Source organism: Dactylosporangium sp. NPDC050588 (assembly GCF_040654975.1).
Lineage (GTDB): Bacteria > Actinomycetota > Actinomycetes > Mycobacteriales > Micromonosporaceae > Dactylosporangium > Dactylosporangium maewongense.
Genome location: NZ_JBFAJA010000018.1, coordinates 20513 through 38021 on the forward strand (window position 1 = coordinate 20513; position 17509 = coordinate 38021).

The 17509-nt window shown below is 76.3% G+C and carries 15 protein-coding genes; 11 read left to right on the forward strand and 4 right to left on the reverse strand.

Annotation, left to right across the window (positions count from 1 at the left end; translation table 11 throughout):
- Window positions 1-11: 11 nt before the first annotated feature.
- Entirely contained in the window at window positions 12-500 is a 489-nt protein-coding gene (locus AB0I21_RS14570) for a hypothetical protein (protein WP_360561292.1), read from the reverse strand.
- Window positions 501-557: 57 nt separating this feature from the next.
- The gene (locus tag AB0I21_RS14575; RefSeq protein WP_360561293.1) at window positions 558-1799 is read right to left on the reverse strand and encodes an MFS transporter; all 1242 of its coding nucleotides are present in this window, start codon (window positions 1797-1799) and stop codon (window positions 558-560) included.
- A gap of 41 nt (window positions 1800-1840) precedes the next feature.
- Here AB0I21_RS14575 and AB0I21_RS14580 point away from each other — a divergent pair, with 41 nt between their 5' ends.
- Genes AB0I21_RS14580 through AB0I21_RS14595 form a run of 4 tightly spaced genes read left to right on the forward strand, consistent with a single transcriptional unit; the run spans window position 1841 to window position 5082 of the window.
- Window positions 1841-2929 (forward strand): ROK family transcriptional regulator, encoded by a 1089-nt coding sequence (locus AB0I21_RS14580; protein WP_360561295.1) that lies wholly within the window; start codon window positions 1841-1843, stop codon window positions 2927-2929.
- Between the two features lie 4 nt (window positions 2930-2933).
- The gene (locus AB0I21_RS14585; RefSeq protein ID WP_360561297.1) at window positions 2934-3803 is read left to right on the forward strand and encodes an SAM-dependent methyltransferase; all 870 of its coding nucleotides are present in this window, start codon (window positions 2934-2936) and stop codon (window positions 3801-3803) included.
- Window positions 3803-4399 (forward strand): helix-turn-helix domain-containing protein, encoded by a 597-nt coding sequence (locus AB0I21_RS14590; RefSeq protein WP_360561298.1) that lies wholly within the window; start codon window positions 3803-3805, stop codon window positions 4397-4399. Before AB0I21_RS14585 ends, AB0I21_RS14590 begins: the two co-directional genes overlap by 1 nt.
- Entirely contained in the window at window positions 4396-5082 is a 687-nt protein-coding gene (locus AB0I21_RS14595) for a TVP38/TMEM64 family protein (RefSeq protein ID WP_360561300.1), read from the forward strand. The genes AB0I21_RS14590 and AB0I21_RS14595 overlap by 4 nt, the downstream gene beginning before the upstream one ends.
- Before the next feature lie 247 nt (window positions 5083-5329).
- Here AB0I21_RS14595 and AB0I21_RS14600 read toward each other — a convergent pair whose 3' ends face one another.
- Entirely contained in the window at window positions 5330-5923 is a 594-nt protein-coding gene (locus AB0I21_RS14600) for a hypothetical protein (protein WP_360561301.1), read from the reverse strand.
- A gap of 43 nt (window positions 5924-5966) precedes the next feature.
- The gene (locus tag AB0I21_RS14605) at window positions 5967-6962 is read right to left on the reverse strand and encodes an EamA family transporter (protein ID WP_360561302.1); all 996 of its coding nucleotides are present in this window, start codon (window positions 6960-6962) and stop codon (window positions 5967-5969) included.
- A gap of 47 nt (window positions 6963-7009) precedes the next feature.
- Between AB0I21_RS14605 and AB0I21_RS14610 the strand changes: the two genes are divergently transcribed.
- The 7 genes from AB0I21_RS14610 to AB0I21_RS14640 all read left to right on the forward strand — a co-directional run bounded on the left by AB0I21_RS14610 (window position 7010) and on the right by AB0I21_RS14640 (window position 17398).
- The gene (locus AB0I21_RS14610; protein ID WP_360561303.1) at window positions 7010-7510 is read left to right on the forward strand and encodes a MarR family transcriptional regulator; all 501 of its coding nucleotides are present in this window, start codon (window positions 7010-7012) and stop codon (window positions 7508-7510) included.
- Between the two features lie 302 nt (window positions 7511-7812).
- The gene (locus AB0I21_RS14615; protein ID WP_360561305.1) at window positions 7813-11109 is read left to right on the forward strand and encodes an FtsX-like permease family protein; all 3297 of its coding nucleotides are present in this window, start codon (window positions 7813-7815) and stop codon (window positions 11107-11109) included.
- Between the two features lie 44 nt (window positions 11110-11153).
- Complete coding sequence (locus AB0I21_RS14620) at window positions 11154-11465, forward strand: hypothetical protein (RefSeq protein WP_360561307.1); 312 nt, start codon at window positions 11154-11156, stop codon at window positions 11463-11465.
- Between the two features lie 50 nt (window positions 11466-11515).
- Window positions 11516-11845, forward strand: coding sequence for a hypothetical protein (locus AB0I21_RS14625; protein ID WP_360561309.1), 330 nt, complete (start codon window positions 11516-11518; stop codon window positions 11843-11845).
- Between the two features lie 17 nt (window positions 11846-11862).
- Window positions 11863-14877: an FtsX-like permease family protein gene (locus AB0I21_RS14630; RefSeq protein ID WP_360561310.1), complete on the forward strand. Its 3015-nt coding sequence runs from the start codon at window positions 11863-11865 to the stop codon at window positions 14875-14877.
- 256 nt (window positions 14878-15133) lie between these two features.
- Entirely contained in the window at window positions 15134-15466 is a 333-nt protein-coding gene (locus AB0I21_RS14635; protein ID WP_360561311.1) for a hypothetical protein, read from the forward strand.
- Between the two features lie 126 nt (window positions 15467-15592).
- Window positions 15593-17398, forward strand: a complete 1806-nt coding sequence (locus AB0I21_RS14640) for an NB-ARC domain-containing protein (protein WP_360561313.1) — start codon at window positions 15593-15595, stop codon at window positions 17396-17398.
- Window positions 17399-17509 lie beyond the last annotated feature (111 nt).

Genomic DNA, 17509 nt, shown 5'->3' on the forward strand with positions numbered 1-17509 from the left:
CGGCGGGCCTCTCAGTGCCCCGCCGCGGCGGCCGTCCGGCGCAGGGCGGCGATCCCGACGACCATCGCTGAGCCACGCTCCGCCCCCAGCCGGCGGAGCGCGGCGACGGCGACCAGCGACGACACGGCGTACAGCGCGAACGGCACCGCGAGCTGCCCCCACCCCGGCATCAGCGCGACGCAGGCCGCGGCGGCGAGCACGTTGACGGCGACGTAGAACGACGCCAGTGCCCGCCCCAGCCGGAACGCCCACGCCCGGTCGCCGTGCAGTCCGTAACAGACGACACCCGTCGCGACGGCGCACAGCACCGACGCCACGAGGTCCCCGGCCCAGGCCACCGTCCCGGCGGCACGCCCGGCCGCCTCACCGGCGAGGACGGCGACCGGTCCCAGCAGCGGCCCCACGGTGGACACCGAGAGCACCCACAGCGCTCCGCGCAGCACCACCGACCCGACCAGCCCGGCCAGCAGTATCGACCCGCTCCGTACGTTTTTGAACACGTTCAGATCGTACCGTCGGGTGTGGATCCGCCGACGCCCGGTCGGGCGGGAGACGGGTCAGCGAGCGGTCAGGGCGGGCTCCGGAGCGGGGGCGGAGCGGCGGCTGGTGCGGTCCTCGACCAGGAAGCTGACCGCGGCGAGGCCCAGGCCGACGACGCCCAGGGCGATGCCCACCCAGGCGGGGGCGAGGTAGCCCCAGCCGCGGGCGATGACGAGGCCGCCGAGGGCGGCGCCGAGGCTGTTGGCGATGTTCATGGCGGACTGGTTGACCGCGGCGCCCATCAGCTGGGCGGTGGGGGCGACGCCGATCAGCCGCGACTGCATCGCCGGGCCGAGGAAGAGGCCGGTGGCGCCGATGAGGAAGGCGCCGGCGAACAGGCCCGCGGTGGAGCCGGCGACCAGTGCGAAGACCACCATCGCGGCGATGAACATGACGAACCCGCCGAGGATGCTGCGGCGCAGGTCGCGGTCGGAGAAGTAGCCGCCGGCGGCGTTGCCGACGGTCATGCCGAGGCCGACGGCGACGAGGACCCACGGGACGGTGCCGGTGGGCAGGCCGGCGACGTGGGTGGTCACCGGGGCGATGTAGCTGTCGATGGCGAAGAAGCCGGCGAAGCCCAGCGCCGCGACCGCGGCGACGAGCCACACCTGCGGCGCCCGGAACGCGGCCAGCTCGGCGCGCGGCGAGCCGTCGACGGCGGCGGCGACCGCGGGCACGGTGGCGAGGACCGCGAGGAGCGTCAGGACGAACATGAGGGCGATCACCATGTATGCGGTGCGCCAGCTCGCCGTCTGGCCGAGCCTGGTGATGGCGGGGACGCCGACGAGGTTGGCCGCGGTGAGGCCGCCGAGGACGACCGCGAAGCCCTTCGCCTGGTTGCCCGGGCCCATGATGGCGGCGGCGAGCAGGCCGGCGGCGCCGAAGTAGGCGCCGTGGGGCAGGGCCGCGACGAACCGGGCGGCCAGCACCAGCTCGAACGTCGGGGCGAGCGCCGAGGCGACCGTCCCGGCCGCGAACAGCGCCAGGAGCCCCACGACGAGCCGCTTGCGTGGCACCCGCGCCGTCAGCGCCGCGATGGTGGGCGCGCCGACGACCACGCCCAGGGCGTACACGGTGATCATCCAGCCGCCGTGCGCGACGGCCTTCGCGCTGGACCGCGCATAGAGCGACGGCAGGAGGTTGCGGGCGATGTCCGGCAGGAGCCCCATCGCGACGAACTCGGTGAGCCCGATGGCGAAGCCGCCGAGCGCGAGGGCGAGCAGCGCCGTCCAGCGCCGGGACGCGGTGAGGTGGTCCATGCGGGCAGTTTAGCAACGCTGTTGCGTAATAGACTGTGGTGATGGACACGCCCGGCGCGACACCCAATCGCGTGCACCTCGAGCACCTGCGGGACTACAACGAGTCGCTCGTCGTCGCGCTCGCGAGGACGCGGGCCGAGTTCGACCGGGCCGGCGTCGCCGAGGCGACCGGGCTGACCCCGCAGGCCGTGTCGAAGGTCCTCGGCCGGCTCACCGAGCAGGGCCTCGTCGAGGTGTGCGGGGTCCGCCGGCAGGGCGTCGGCAAGCCGGCCAGCATCTACCGGCTCGTGCCCGGCAGCCGCCACGCGGTCGGCGTGCACGTCGCCCGCACCACGCTGCGCACCGTGCTGACCGACCTCGCCGGCACGGTCCTCGCCTCGCGGGTCGTGCCGCTGCCCCCCGACTTCACGCCGGGCCAGCTCCTGGACGCGCTCCGGTCCTCCATGCCGCCCGGGCAGGACCTGGTCGGGGTCGGCATCGGGATGGTCGGGCCGCTCGACCACGCCGCCGGCATCGTCCGCGGCGCGCACCGGCTGCGGCACTGGCACGACGTGCCGCTGCGCCGGCTCGCGCAGGAGGCGCTCGCGCTGCCCGTACACCTGGACAAGGACGTCACCGCGGGCGTCACCGCCGAAGCGTGGCGGCGCGGACCCGCGTTCCGCGACGGAGCGCTGATCATGGTCGAGTCCGGCGTCGGTGCGGGCCTGTGGCTCGGCGGCGCCGCCTACCGGGGCGCGCACACCAACGCGGGCGAGTTCGGGCACACCGTCGTCCAGCTCGACGGGCCGCGCTGCGTCTGCGGGCGGTCGGGCTGCCTGGAGGTCCTGCACGACACGGCCTTCGCGGACGGGCGCGTGGACGACGCCGCGCGGGTGCTCGCGGCGGGCATCGTCAACCTGCTGCAGACCACCGACGTCGACCACATCGTGCTCGCCGGTGCCGACCTGCTGCGGTTTCCCGAGGTGTACCGCGCCGCCACGCGCGCCGCGATCCCCGTCTCACACTGGATGGACGTCTCGGTCACGCTCGCCGACCTCGGCGCCGACGTCATCGCGGCCGGCGCGGCCATGCAGGTCCTCGACGCCGCCTACGGCATCCCTTCAAAAATGGGTGTTCGTTCATTATTCTGACGGTGTGATCGACCGCAGCAGTCGCACCGCCGAGCACGTCGCCGGGTTCCGGGCCCTGGAGTCGGCGCGCCCGGGCGGGAGCCTGTTCCACGACCCTCTCGCGTGGCGTCTCCTCGCCCCGCGGCACCGTCCCGTCGTCGGGCTGTGCCGCCTGCCTGGGGTCCACGCGGCGCTGGTGCGCTACATCGACCGGCGCTGGTCCGGCGGCCCGCGCGCCTCGGCGGTGGTCCGCACCGCGCTCATCGACCGCTGGCTGGCGTCCGCCCTGTCCGGCGGCGCCCACCAGGTGGTGCTGCTCGGCGCGGGGTTCGACAGCCGCGCCCACCGCTTCCCCGGCGGCGCCACGTGGTTCGAGGTCGACCACCCCGCGACCCAGGCCACGAAGCGGCGCCGCCTCGGCCGCCACGCCCGGCCGGGTGTCGTGTTCGCCCCGGCGGACCTCATCACCGACGACCTCGCCACGGTCCTGCGCGCCGCCGGCCTCGACCCGTCGAAGCGCACCGTGGTGATCTGGGAGGGCGTCACCAACTACCTGTCCGCCGAGGCCGTCGACGCGACCCTGCGGGCCCTCGCCACGCTGTGCCCGGCCGGCAGCACCGTCATCTTCACGTACGTCGACCGCGGCGTCCTGGACGGCACCGCACGGTTCCCGGGCGCCGCCGAGTGGCACGCCGCGGTGCGCCGGCAGGGTGAACCCTGGACGTTCGGCCTCGACCCCGCCGCCGTCCCCGCCTACCTGGCCGCGCGCGGGCTCCGGCTCGAGGAGGACCTGTCGACCCGCGCGGCCGCGGCGCTGCTGCTGCCCGCGCCCCGCCAGGCCGCCGAGCCGACCGCCGAGTTCTACCGCGTCGCCCGCGCGCTGGTGGCCGGCTGATGCCGAAGGTCGACGACGCCCACTTCGCCGCCCGCCGCCGGCAGATCCTCGACGCGGCCGCCGCCTGCTTCGCCCGCGAGGGCTTCCACCGCACCTCCGTGCAGGACATCGTCCGCGAGTCGGGCGTGAGCGCCGGCCTGGTCTACCGGTACTTCACCAGCAAGGACGACATGATCGCCGCCATCGTCACCGAACGCCACGAGCAGCGCGAACGCCGCCTCCGCGAGGAGGACCCGGTCACCGCGTACACCGACCTGCTCCGCGGTCTCGGCGACCCCGCCACCCGCGACGCCCTCCGCCTCTCCCTGCAGGTCTGGGCCGAGACCGTCCGCTCCGAGCGCATCCGCGACCTCGTCCGCTCCGGCATCGACCGCCCCGCCCGCCTCCTCGCCGGCGCCGCGCTGCCGCCGGACCTCGACGCCGACTCGGTCATCAGGATCTTCATCGCCATCTACCAGGGCCTCCTCCTGCAGACCGTCCTCGACGACACCCTCGACCACGCCGCCCTGGCCGCCACCGCCGAACGCCTCCTCCGCACCGCCCTCACCCCGCCACCGGAGCGCGGACCGGCAGGTGAAGGCATGATGGGATCATGACCGTTCGTGCCGGGCTGCTGCACGTCGCCGGGCTGCTCTCGCTGGTGGCGTTGGTGGTGGCGGCGGCGGTCCTCGTCGGGGTGCCCGACCAGCAGCGGCTGCGGGAGGACGTCCTCGGGCTCGGATGGTGGGCGCCGGTCGCGTTCAGCATGTTGTACGCCGTGGTGTCGCTCTCGCCGTTGCCGAAGACGGTCTTCACGCTGGCCGCCGGGGCGCTCTTCGGGGTGCCGGCCGGGGTCGCGGTCGTCGTCAGCGGCGCGATGCTCGGGGCGGTGGCGGCGTTCCATCTCGGGCGGTTGCTGGGCCGCGACTCCGTGCGGTGGCTGACCGGCGGCCGCATCGACCGCCTCGACAGCCTGCTGGCCGGCAATGGGCTGCGGACCATCGTGGTCGCCAGGCTGATCCCGATCGTGCCGTTCACCGCCGTCAACTACGTCGCCGGGCTGACGTCGGTGCGGCTGCGCGACTTCGTCCTCGGCACGCTGGTCGGCATCCTGCCGGCGACCACCGCGTACGTCACCGTCGGCGCCTATGGATCGCAGCCGGGCCACTGGCCGATGTGGGCGGCCCTCGCGACGCTGCTGGCGCTCACCGTCGGCGGGCTCGCCGTCGAACGCCACCGCCGCCGTCGCGCCGGCCGGGACGGCGACCGGACGCCGGTGGAGTCGCACGGCCAGGCGTGAACGCCGGCGGCGTCGCATCGCGGGTGAGGCCGGTTGGTCAGCGCCTGCCGGCTCGTGGGGGGCGGCGGATGGCCGCCGGTGGTGTCGGCCAGCTCGTGGGTCAGCGGGTCGCCACCCGGTGGTCAGGCGTTGGCGGGCCTGCGCGGTAGCGGGTGGTCGCCGGTGGCTGCCGGTGGTCAGGCGTTGGCGGGTGTGCGCGGTGGCGGGTGGCTGCCGGTGGCGGGTGGCTGCCGGTGGCTGCCGGTGGTCAGGTGCCGGTGGACTCGCGCAGCAGCGGGTGGGCCGCCGCGGCGACGAGGTACACCACCAGTGCGGCCGTGGTCCAGCCGGCGAGGGGTGTGCCGTGGACCTCGAAGTCCGAGGCCACGCCGGGCGCGAACGCGGCCAGCGCCGCGAGGGTCTCGAAGCGCAGCACGGCCACCGCCACGAGCGCCCCCGCGGCGACCGCGCAGGCGACCGTCCACAGGTGCGCCGGCAGCCGCCGGACGGCGCCGACGAGCGCCAGCAGCCCGATCGCGACCACGCAGGCGATGGCGAACCCGTCCAGCAGGCCGGGGATCGCGTGGCCGAGTGCCGAGCGGACGGCGGCGTGCGCCCCGTCGTCGTACAGCTGCAGCATCGAGGACTCGCCGTGGGCCGCGACCCGGCCGTCGGGGAACAGGTCGACCTCGAGGCGCCGGGCCGGGTCGGTGCCGTGGTCGCCCCGGGCGGTGCTCAGGCCGTGCAGCGTGCAGGTGGCCCAGGCGCCGGTGGTGAGGCCGACCAGCGCCACGGCCGCGCCCACGACCGCGACGGCGGCCAGCGCCCGCCCGGTCCAGGCGCGCCAGATCTCCTCGGACACGATCCCCCCGTACACACGGCTCGAACCCATCGGAGGGGCCAGGTTACCGGTACATCAGCGATCGCCGCTGCCCGAGCACCGCTCGATCGGTCCGGGTGACGGGCGTGGCGGGGCTCGCCGGCGAGCTGTCCGGACCGGTCGGGGTGGCGGCCGCACCGGAGGAGGGCGCCGAGCGGGTGCCCACGACGACGGCGGCGAGGACGGCGACGGCGCCGAGCAGCTGGCCGGGGGAGAGCGACTGGTCCAGCGCGAGCCAGCCGACCACGGCCGCGACGACCGGGCTGAGCAGGCCGAGCAGCGTGACCCTGGCCGGCGCGAGGGACGTCACGCCACGGAACCACAGGAAGTAGGCGCCCGCGGTGCCGACCAGCGAGAGGTAGCCGAAGCCGGCCGCGTTGGTCCACGTCAGTACCGGCGGAAACCCCTCGACGGCGAGCATCACCGGGGCGAGCAGGAGGCCGCCGACGGTCAGCTGCCAGCCGGTCAGCGCCAGCAGCGCCGTGCGGCGGTCCGGCAGCCCGGGCGGCGTGCCCCAGCGGCGGCCCAGCACCGTGCCCAGGGACATCGACACCATGCCGGCGGCCGCGGCGGCCAGGCCGATCGGGTCGAGGGCGGCGTCGGAGCGCAGCACCAGCAGCCCCACGCCGGCCACGCCCGCGGCGCCGGCGAGCAGGACGCGCACCGCGGGACGCTGGCCGAGCAGCCCGAACGCGAGCGCCGCCACGACGAACGGGCCGAGCGCGCCGAGCACGGCCGCGATCCCGCCGGGCAGCCGGTAGGCGGCGACGAACAGCAGGGCGAAGAACAGGCCGATGTTCAGGAACCCGAGCACCGCCGCGCGCCACCACCAGGCGCCGGACGGCAGGCCGCGGCGCCCGGCGGCGGTGGCCGCGGCACCGACCAGCAGGAGCCCGGCCGGCAGGGCGCGCAGCGTCCCGGCGAGCAGCGGGCGGCCGTCGGGCAGGAACTCCGTGGTGACGAGGTAGGTGGTGCCCCACAGCGCGGGGGCGATGGCGGTCGTCGCGGCAAGGTTCCTCATGACTAAGTAGCTTAGCAGTAAGCTACTTAGAAGCAAGATGTGCGAGGATGGTGGACGTGGCAGACGACGTCGACCGGATCGTGGAGCAGTGGGCCCGCGAGCGACCGGACCTGGAGACCGAGGCGATGGCGGCGTTCGGTCGCGTGTACCGCCTGGCGAAGATCCTCGGTGACCGGCAGGAGCGGGTGTACGGAGCGCTCGGCCTCAACCGCGGCGAGTTCGACGTGCTCGCGACGCTGCGCCGGTCGGGCGAGCCGTTCCAGCTGTCGCCGAAGGCGCTGACCTCGTCGCTCATGCTGACCTCGGGCGGGATGACCGGCCGCCTCGACCGCCTCGAGCGGGCCGGGCTCGTCGCCCGCTCGCCCGACCCCGCCGACCGTCGCGGCCTCGTCGTCACGCTGACCGGCGCCGGCCGGGTGCTCGTCGACGAGGCCGTCGCGGTCGGCCTGGCCGAGCAGCGGGAGGTCTTCGAGCGGCTGCCCGAGCCGCGCCGCCGGCAGCTCTCCGCGCTGCTGCGCGAGCTTCTCGCCGCCGCCGAGGAGGGCTGACCGTCCATAAAGGACACGATGTTTGAGCGCGGCGCGGACCGGCAACCAAGACAGTACAAGCCCTCGGTCTCCGTACTGCCCTATCGACTGCGGAGGCGAGCGGCGCCACGAACGGTGGGTCCCGGCACACGACGCCGGGGCCCACCGTCGTTTCCGTCCCACCAGGCGCGTGATGCTCTGCGCGTTCCTCGGCCTGTGGTCTTCCGCGCGTTCCGCGGCGCGTGGTTTTCTGTCGTACCCGGCACGTAGGTTCTTGTCGTGCCCGGTGCGTAGGCTCCGGGCGCCGGGTCGAGGAGGGTGCCGTGCTCCGGTTGGTGCTGGGTGCGCTGCGGGCGCGCACCGCGCAGGCGTGGACCGTGTTCGCGCTCGCGGTCCTGCTCGTCACCGCCGCGGCCGCCGGCCCCTGGTATGCGGCCGCCGCCGAGCGCCGCGCCGTCGCCGCCGACGTCGCCGTCGCGCCCGCCACCCAGCGCATGCTGTCGGTGCGCAGGCAGAGCGACACGGACGGCGACGCGACCGTCGCGCTCACCACGTTCCGCGCCGGTGTGGAGCGGCTCCTGACCGTCCGCGACGCCGCGCCGGTCCTCGGCATCGCCGTGTCCATGTCGTATGGCAGCGGCGGGGCGAGCGTCGTCGCCGCATACCGCGACGGCGCGTGCGAGCACATGCGCGTCGAGGGCAGCTGCCCGCAGGCGGCCGGTGAGACCGTCGTCAGCGGCGCCACCGCCGCGGCGTACAACCTCCGCGTCGGCGACACGGTGCTGCTGAGCGCCCAGCCCGGCGCGCCGCAGGAGCGGCTGCGCGTCGTCGGCCGCTACGAGCTCGCGGACCCCGCCGGCCTTTACTGGGCCAACCCGCTCTTCCGCCGCGACCGGTCCGTCGCCGCCGACCCGTTCTTCGTCGCCGCCGACACGTTCGCCAGCAGCCGGTTCGCCGACCCGACGTTCGACTACACGACGACCGTCCCGGCGCAGGCGCTCGCCGGCGGCGACCTCGACGAGCGGCTGCGGCGCGCCGAATACACCCTGCGCTCCGGCGGCTACTACCTGGTCGCGCCGACCCAGGACCTGCTCGCCCGCATCGCCGCCGACCGGGTCGCGATCCACCGCGGCGTGCTCACCGGCGTCCTGCAGGCGGTGATCCTGTGCTGGTTCGCGCTCGGGCTCGCCGGCCGGCACACCGCCGGCGACCGGCGCGGCGACGTCGCCCTGCTGAAGCTGCGCGGCAGCACCCGCCGCCGGACGCTGCGGCTGGCCGCCGGGCAGCACCTGGTGCCGCTGCTGGCGGCCGCACCCGCAGGACTCGGGCTGGGCCTGCTGCTGGGGCACGTCCTGGCCGGCGCCCCGCCGTCCGCGGAGACCGGCTCGGTGCTGCGCGCGAGCGGCGTCGCCGCCGGCCTGGCCCTGCTCGGGGGCGCCGCCGCCGTGCTCAGCGCCGAGCTGCCCGTGCTGCGGGCGCCGGTCGCGGCGCTGCTGCGCGAGGTGCCGGGCCGCCGGCGCGGCTGGCGGCGCGGCGCGGCCGACGCGGTGCTCGTGGTCCTCGCCGCCGTCGGCGCGTTCCAGCTGGGGCGCAACGGCTTCGCCGCCGCCGTCCCCGTGCTCGTCGCGGTGCTGCTCGCCGTGCCCCTCGCCCGGCTGCTCGGCGCCGCCGCCGACCGGGCCGGCGCGGTCGCGCTGCGCGGCGGGCGGCTGCGGCTCGGGCTCACCGCCGTGCAGGTCTCCCGCCGGCCCGGCGCCGACCGGGTCTTCGCGCTCGTCGCCGTCGCCGTCGCGGGCCTCACCGCCGCGACCGCCGCGCAGGTCTTCGGCGACACCGCCCGGGCCGACCGCAGCGGTCAGGAGCTCGGCGCCGACCGGGTGCTCACCGTGCAGGCCGCCAACCCGACGCTGCTGCTGCGGGCGGTCCGGGAGGCCGACCCGACCGGCCGGTATGCGATGGCCGCAGTCGTCGACGACACCAGCCGCCCCCGCATCCTCGCCGTGGACGCGTCGCGGCTCGCCGCCGTCGCCCGGTGGCGCACCGCGTTTGGTCCGCTGCCGGCGCTCGCCGCACCGCCCGCCGGCTCCTCCGTGTCCGTGACCGCCGGGCCGCTCGTCCTGCGCGCCCGCAACACCGGGGAGCGGCCGGCGGCGCTGGCCGTGCACCTCCAGGACGCCGCGACCGGGGCACTGGGCACGGTCACGTTCGAGCCCGTCCCGGCCGGCGAGCACGAGGTCACCGCCGCCGTCGAAGGCTGCGCCGGGGGCTGCCGCGTCACCCGCCTCGACCTGGTCCGCGCGGCCGCCGGCGACGCACTCACCGTCGAGGCGCTGCGGCAGGCGGACCGGGCCGTGTTCGACAGCGCCGCGCTCGGCGACCCTAGGCTGTGGCGGGCGGCGGCGAAGGGACCCGCGATGTCCGTCGTCGCCCGGCAGGGCACCCTGACGCTCGCGCAGGCGCCGGCGCCGTACCGGGGCGACAGCAGCGCCTACCCGATCGCCACCGGCCTGCCGCTGCCCGTCGTCGTCGCCGGCGAGGCACCCGAGGCGTGGCGGCTCGGCGACCCGGCCGTCGACGTCTTCGGCAGCGGCGCCGTCCCGGTCCGCGTCGCCGGCACCACCGGCGTCCTGCCCGCCGTCGGCACCGCCGGCATCCTGCTCGACCTCGACGCCGCCCAGCGGCTCGGCACCGGCGGCACCGGCGGCCGCACCGAGGTGTGGCTCACCGCCGGCGCACCCGTTTCCGTCGTCGCCGCCCTCTCCACCGCCGGCCTCGTCGTCCTCGCCGACGACACCGTCACCGACCGCGCCGACCGCCTGGCCGGCCAGGGCCCCGCCGTCGCCGCCTGGCTGCAGCTGGTCACCGCCGCGCTCGGCCTCCTCGCCGCCGCGACCGCGCTCGCCGTCGCGGTCGCCGTCGAACGGCGCCGGCGCCTCACCGAGCTGCGCGCCCTGCGCCGGCAGGGCCTGCCCGCCGGCGTCGCCGTCACCGCCGGCCGCGCGGGCTACGCCGCCGTCCTCGTCCTCGGCGCCGCCACCGGCCTGCTCGCCGCCGTCGCCGCCCGGCTCGCCACCGGCCCGCCCCGCCGCCCGTTCGTCGACGACTGGCAGGTCATGCCGGCGCCGTCCGCCCTGCCGCCGCCGGCCCTGGCCGCCGCCGCGGCGGTCGCCCTGTGCGTCCTCGGCCTGTCCTGGTGGCTGACCGCACTCCCGCTCACCGCCACCTCAACGCCCCCGACACCGCCCTTGGCCCGTCCCGATGACACCACCGCCGCCACCGGCCCCATCCGCCCGCCGCCCTTCACGCTGCTGGCGCTCTTCACGCTGTTGGCGCCTTTCACGCTGCTGGCGCTCTTCACGCTGCCGGTGGCTCTCGCACCGCCGGTGGCTCTCGCGTCTGCCGGTGGCTCTCGCGTTGCCGGCGATGTTCGGGCTTGTCGCAGGCGTGCGACCAGGCGTCGGGTCTGCGGGCCGGCCGTTCGTGTCGGCGCCGTCGGCGGGCGTCACGGACGCGGTGGTGGCTTTCGGCGGGTGTGGTCGGCGCGGTTCGGTGGCAGTTGGAGCTGCGGGTCGTTCCCGGGTTCGGTGCTTGCCGAGGTCGATCGGGGTTCGCCGCGTTGAGGCTGTCGGCGCTGGGCATGTCGCCTGCTCACCTCAGGCGGCCCATGGACCCGAAGCCGCCGGCGGCCCTCGCGTTGCCTGCGGCCCTCGTGTTGCCGGTGGCCGTCACACTGTCGGCGGCTGGCGGGCTGTCGGTGGTGCTCGCGCTGCCTGTGACGTCCGAGGCTGCTGTCGCCGTGTGGCTGGGGATCCGGGCGTTGGGCCGGTTGTCCGGCGAAGCATGGAACGTGTGGCCCGCGGCGGCCATCGGCGCCGGGCCCGTCGCGGTGTTGGTGTTCGGCGGGTTCCGGTGGTTGCCTGCGATGGCCGGTTGCTTGGCCGGTGTCCGCCAGGCGGGTCAGGGTGGGTCGCGGTGATGCCGTCGGTGAGGGGCGGGCTGCGTGTCCGTCCTGGTCAGGAGGCTGTCGTGCCGTTGCCGACGACGTTCGCGGCTTCTGCTGTCGCGGGGCTGCCCACCAGGCCGCCGGGCCGGTTGATCGCCGAAGGACGGCGGGCCGTGCCGGCGCTGTCTGAGCCGCTGGTCGTGGCTTTCGCCGTCGAAGTGACGGCCGTTGTGCTCGCCGGCGCGGTGGTGTCCTCCGGCCGCTCCGCTGCGGTGGCGGCCGGGCGGTTCCTTGTCGCCGCGGCGCTCGTCGTTGTGGGGGCGGGCGGGATCGGCATGGGCTGGTCGGTGGTGGGTCTGCCGGGCGGTCGTCGGGTTGATGCGTGGCACGTTGATCGGGGTTGGTCGCGATGATGTCGTTGTTGCTTGGCATGTTGCGTGCCCGTCGGGGGCAGGCGGTCACGCTCGCGCTGCTGGCGATGTTCGCGGTCGCGGCGGCCGTTGCCGCGCCCGCCTACCTCCAGGCGGTCGACCATGCCGTGGTGGCCGGGCAGGTGGCCACGGCCAGCCCCGCCGAGCTGTCGCTGACGGTCCAGGCCACCGTCAACGAGCAGCGGGAGCCCGGCGGGGTCTCGTTCGCGGACGTCGGTGGGGCGCTGGTCGCGGTACCCGGGTTCACCCAGGTGTACGCCGAGGAGTTCGCCGCCATCGGCATCGAACCGGACCCTCGGGTGGCGTCGCGGTTGCTGTACCGGCAGGGTGCCTGCGCCCACCTGACGATCGTCACCGGCCGGTGCCTGGCCGCGGCGGGTGAGGTCGTCGTGGGGGAGCAGACCGCCCAGCGGCTGCACCTCGCCGCCGGTGACCTGATCACCCTGACGTACGCGGTGATCAGCACCGACCCGACCCGGCCCATCTACGTCGCGGACGGCGACGCCACGCCGCTGACCGTCGCCGGGACGTACCGCACGCCTGAGCCCGACGGGCAGTACTGGGGCGCCCACGGGTACTTCCGGCTCGACCACACCGCCCGCCCCGGCGAGCCGGTCTTCACCGGCGCCGAGACGATCCGCACCATGTCGCACGGGCCCAGCGACGTCTCCATCGACGCGACCGCCGTCCCCGGCACGATCACCGAGGCGAGGCTGCCCGCCCTGCGCCGCGACCTCGCCGGGCTCGACGCCCGCGGGGAGAACCTCGGCCGGGCGCTCACCCTCACCACCGCGATCCCGCAGCTGCTCGACCGGATCGACCGCAGCCGCGACCTCGCCCGCCGCAGCATTCCCGTCGGTGCGGCGCCGCTGCTGCTGCTCGCGTACGCCGTCATCTTCATCGCCGCCGGGTACGGCACCGAAGGCCGGCGACCCGAGCTCGCCGTCATCGCGCTGCGCGGCGCGCGCTGGTGGACGCGGTGGTGGCTGACCAGCGGTGAGAGCCTCGCCGCGCTCCTCGCCGGTGGGGTCGCCGGTTGCGTCGCCGGGCAGCTGCTCGTCGCCGCCGTCGTCGCGTGGCGGTTCCCCGGCGTCGACACGCCGGTCCTCGGGCTCGACGCGCTGCGGTGGGCGCCGTGGGCGCTGCTCGGCGCGGTCGTGGCGATGCTGGCCGCCCAGCGCCGGCACCTCGTCAGCGGCGTCGCGGACCTGATGCGGCGGGTCCGGGCACAGCTGACCGGGTGGCGGCTCGTCACCGCCGAGATCGTCGTCGGGCTGCTCGCCGTGACCGCCACCGCGCAGCTGTTCCTCACCGGCGGCTCGCTGTCCGGGGTCGCCCTCGCCTCGCCCGCGCTCGTGATCATCGCGCTGGCGGTCGGTGCCGCCCGTGGCGTCGTCCCGCTCGCACGGATCGCCGGTAACCGGGCGTTGCGCGGGGGCCGGCTCGGTGCCGCGCTCGCCGCGTTCCAACTGGCCCGCCGCCCGGGCGCGCAGCGGCTGCTCCTGCTGCTCGTCGCGGCCGTCGGCGTGCTCGGCTACGCGGTCACCGCCGCCGACGTCGCCGCCCGCGACCGGGACCTCGCCGCGCAGATCGGCACCGGCGCGCCACGCGTGCTCAGCGTCGCCCCGCTCACCCGCCAGCAGCTGCTGCACGCCGTCCGCGCCGCGGACCCGGCCGGTGACTACGCGATGGCCGTCGCCGAGCTGCCCGCCGGCGGCCCGGGGGAGGCACCGAAGCTCGCCGTCGACGCGACCCGCCTCGCGACCGTCGCCACCTGGCGCGACGAGTACGGCGACCTCGACGCGGCCGGCGCCGGCCGGCTGCTGCGGCCCGCCGCCCCGGCACCCGTCGTCGTCGCCGGGCAGGACGTGTCCGTCGACGTCACCGTCAAGGGCGCCGACGCGGCGAAACCGGTCGGCTTCAGCGTCGTGCTGTCGTCGGTCACCGGCCGCGGCACCGCCGTCGTCGGCTTCGGGGTGCTGCACGACGGCCCGTACACCTTCCAGCAGCGCTCGGCCGTCTGCGCCGACGGGTGCCGGGTCGCGGGCCTGCACCTCACCCCCGACACGACCGCCACCGGCGTAAAGCTCACCGTCGTGCTGCGCGCCATCGGCAGCATCAACCCGGTCGCCGTCGCCGCGGGCCGGGCCGACCTCGCCGACCCGTCCCGCTGGCGCTCCGACGGCGCCACGCTCACCGCCGCGCCCGACGGGCTCCGGGTCACCCTCGACGCGCCCGAAGGCCTGCCGCACGGCGCCTGGGTGCAGGCCGCCGACGTCCCCGCGCCGCTGCCCGTGGTGACGACCGCCGCCCTGCCCGACGGCACCGGCGTCGCGGGCCTCGACGGCCTGCCCGTCCCGGTGCGTGCCGCCGCCCGTCTCACCGCCGTGCCGCGGCTGGGCACGCGGGGGACGTTGGTCGACCTCGAGTACGCGGACCGCGCCGCCACCGACGCCGGCGAGGCGAAACGCCCCGAGGTGTGGCTCGGTGCCGCCGCCCCGCCCGACGCCGTCGCCCGGCTCACCGCGCAGGGGCTCGTCGTCACCGGCGACAACGGCGTCTCCGCGGCCCAGGCGCGGCTCGCCGCGCAGGGTCCCGCGCTCGCCGTCTGGTTCCACGTGCTGGCCGGCATCCTGGCCGTCATCCTCGGCGCGGGCGGCCTCGCCCTTGTCATCGCCGTCGACCGCCGCGAACGCCTCGCCGACCTCGCCGCCCTGCGCGCCCAGGGCCTGAGCCGGAGGGCGGCCGCGCGGACCCAGCTGTGGACGTACCCGGTGCTGGTCGCCACCTCCGGCGTCCTCGGCCTGGCCACCGCCCTCATCGCGTGGCGGCTGACGGGCTGGGCGCTGCCCGTGTTCGGGGAGGACATGCCAGGCTTACCCCTGCCGCACTGGCCGGGCCTCGTCCTCGTCCCGTCGACGTGGCTGCTCGCGGTGGCGCTGCTGACGACGGTCGCCGTCACCGCCGCCCGCCCCCGGCCCGCCGCGCCCACGGTCGCCGCGTCCCGCCCCTGACCGCCCCTGCGCGGTCCGGGCCGCCCGCCCGCACCCGCGTGCGTCGCCGGATGGTCCGCATCGTGGAGTGTGGTGTCGGGGCGGGTTGTCGTGGGTGGTTGCGGGTCGCGTGTGTTGCCGGGTGGTCCGTGTTGTGGGGTGGGGTACCAGGGGCGGTTGTCGTGGCCCGGTGCGTCGGTGGTGGTTGCGCGCTTCGATGGGTGGCGGTGCGGAGGCGGGGTTGGTGGCGCGGCGGCGTATCGGCGAAGATCCCTGCATGCGGAGTCGGGTGGGCATCCTGCTGGCGGTCGTGTCCGGCCTGTTCTCGGTCCTTCTTGCCGTCGCCGTCAACGTGGCGACCGGTGGCACCCTGCCGGCACCGATCGACGCGGTGGCCTGGCTGGCGTGGCCGGCCGTCGGGGTGCTCGGGGTCGCCGGGGCGGGCCTGGCGTTCTGGCAGCAGTCGGCCCAGACGCCGCCGCCACCGTTGCCGGCGCCGCCGCCCGAGCCGTCGCCGGTCCCGGTGCCCGACCCGGTCCCGGCCGAGCTGCCCGCGGCGACCCCGCTCTTCGGGCGTGGCGCCGAGGTCGCGAGATCGTGCGGGTCCTGAGCGGCGGGTCGGCGGTCGTGACGCTCGCCGCCGCGCCGGGCACCGGCAAGACGTCGCTGGCGCTCGGGGCCGCGCACGCGCTGCGGCCGAGCTTCCCGGACGGGCAGCTGTTCGCGACGCTGCGCGGTGCGTCGGCGGAGCCGGTCGCGCCCGAAGCGGTCCTCGGCCGGTTCCTGGCCGCGCTCGGCGTGCCCGAGGACGAGCGGCGCGGCGGGGTGGAGGAGCTCGCCGCGCGGTTCCGGTCCGCGGTGGCCGACCGGGCGGTGCTGGTCCTGCTCGACGACGCCCGCGACTCCGCCCACGTCGCCGCGCTCCTGCCCGGCGGCGCGGTGCGCGACGATCGTCACCAGCCGGCGGCAGCTGACCGGGGTCGCCAACGCGCACTCCGTGCCCCTTGCCGCGTTGCCCGAGGACGCGGCGATCGAGCTGCTCGCACGGGTCGCCGGCGCCGACACCGTCCACAGCGACCCCGAAGGCGCGGGGGCCCTCGTCGAGGCGTGCGCCGGGCTGCCCCTCGCGGTCCTGATCGTCGCCGGCCGGCTCCGGACACGTCCACAGTGGACGCCGTCGGCGCTGGCGGAGCGGCTCGCCGGGGAGCACCGCCGGCTCGACGAGCTGCGCCAGGGCGACCTTGCCGTCCGGTCGATGTTCCAGGCCGCGTACGCCGAACTGTCCGAAGTGGACCGTCTGGTGTTCCGCCGGGCCGGATCGCACCCGGGGCAGGTGTTCACCCTCGAGGCGGCGGCCGCCCGGGCGGGGGTCGACGTGCCGCGGGCGGAGGCGTCGCTGGAGCGGCTCGTCGACGCGTTCCTCGTCGAGTCGCCCGGGCCCGAACGGTTCCACCTGCACGACCTGCTGCGCCTGTTCGCCACCGAGACCCTGACCGGCGACGAGCACGCGGACGCGTCGGAGCGGCTGCTGCGGTGGCTGGCGACCCGCCGGTCCGCGGCGGACCGCGCGAGCCTCCCCGCGGTGCTTGCCGAGGGGGTCGGCACCGGCCGGCACGACGCCGTCAGTGCGCTGGTCGACGTCGTACACCAGGAGATCATCGACCCGTTCGACCGGCTTGCCGTGTGGACCGCCGCCGCGGACGCCGCCGGTGACCCGGTGGCCCGGGCCCGGGCGCTGCGCTGGGTGTCGCACTCGTGGACGATCGCGGGAGAGGTGCAGCGGGCGCTGCCACCGGCCGACGAGGCCCTGGCGCTGGCCGCCGGCGACCAGTGGGAGACCGCGCAGGCCGTCCGCCGGCGCGGCGAGGCGCTGCGCGACCTGCACCGCTTCGCCGAGTCGGAGGCCGCGCTGCTGCAGGCGCTGGACCTGTTCGTCGAGCTGGGCCGCGTCGAGGAGGAGGTCGAGGTACGGACAGCGCTCGGCACCCTGTACAACAACTTCCGCCGCCACGACCTGAGCCTGCCGATGATGGAACGCGCCCGCGAGCTGCTTCCCCAGAACGGGCCGGACCAGGGCGAGTCGGTCCAGGGCGGCTGGGTGCGGCTGGCGCTCGGCCTCGCCTACCGGTTCGCCGGGCGCCGCGAGGAGGCCGACGCGATCACCGCCGAGGTTCCCGGCATCGCCGCCCGGGCCGGCGACGACTACCTCCTGGCGTACTACCACCAGGAGGTCGCGTGGGCCGCCGAGCAGAACGACCGCCTGGACGACGCCGAACGCCACTTCGAGCAGATGCGCGTCCTCGCCGAACGTGTCGGCAACGGCGCCGCGGTCGCCGGTGCGCTGCAGGGCTTCGCCCAGGTAGCCGAGCGCCGCGGGGAGCCGGACGTCGCGGTCGCCCGCTACCGGGAGGCCGCCGACCGTACCACCGCCTCGGTGACCGGATCCGCGAGGGCGAGGCACGGTTCAGGGCCGCCGCCGTCCTCAACACGCAGGGCCTGGTCGACGACGCTGTCGGCGAACGCGCCACCGCAGACGCCCTGATCGGCGACATCGACTTCCCGTGGGGCGAGGGCCTGCTGTCCCGCCTGCCGTGACCCGTTCTCAGCCGCCCGCGTGCCGTCCGCCTGCCGTGACCCTTTCTCAGCCGTCCGC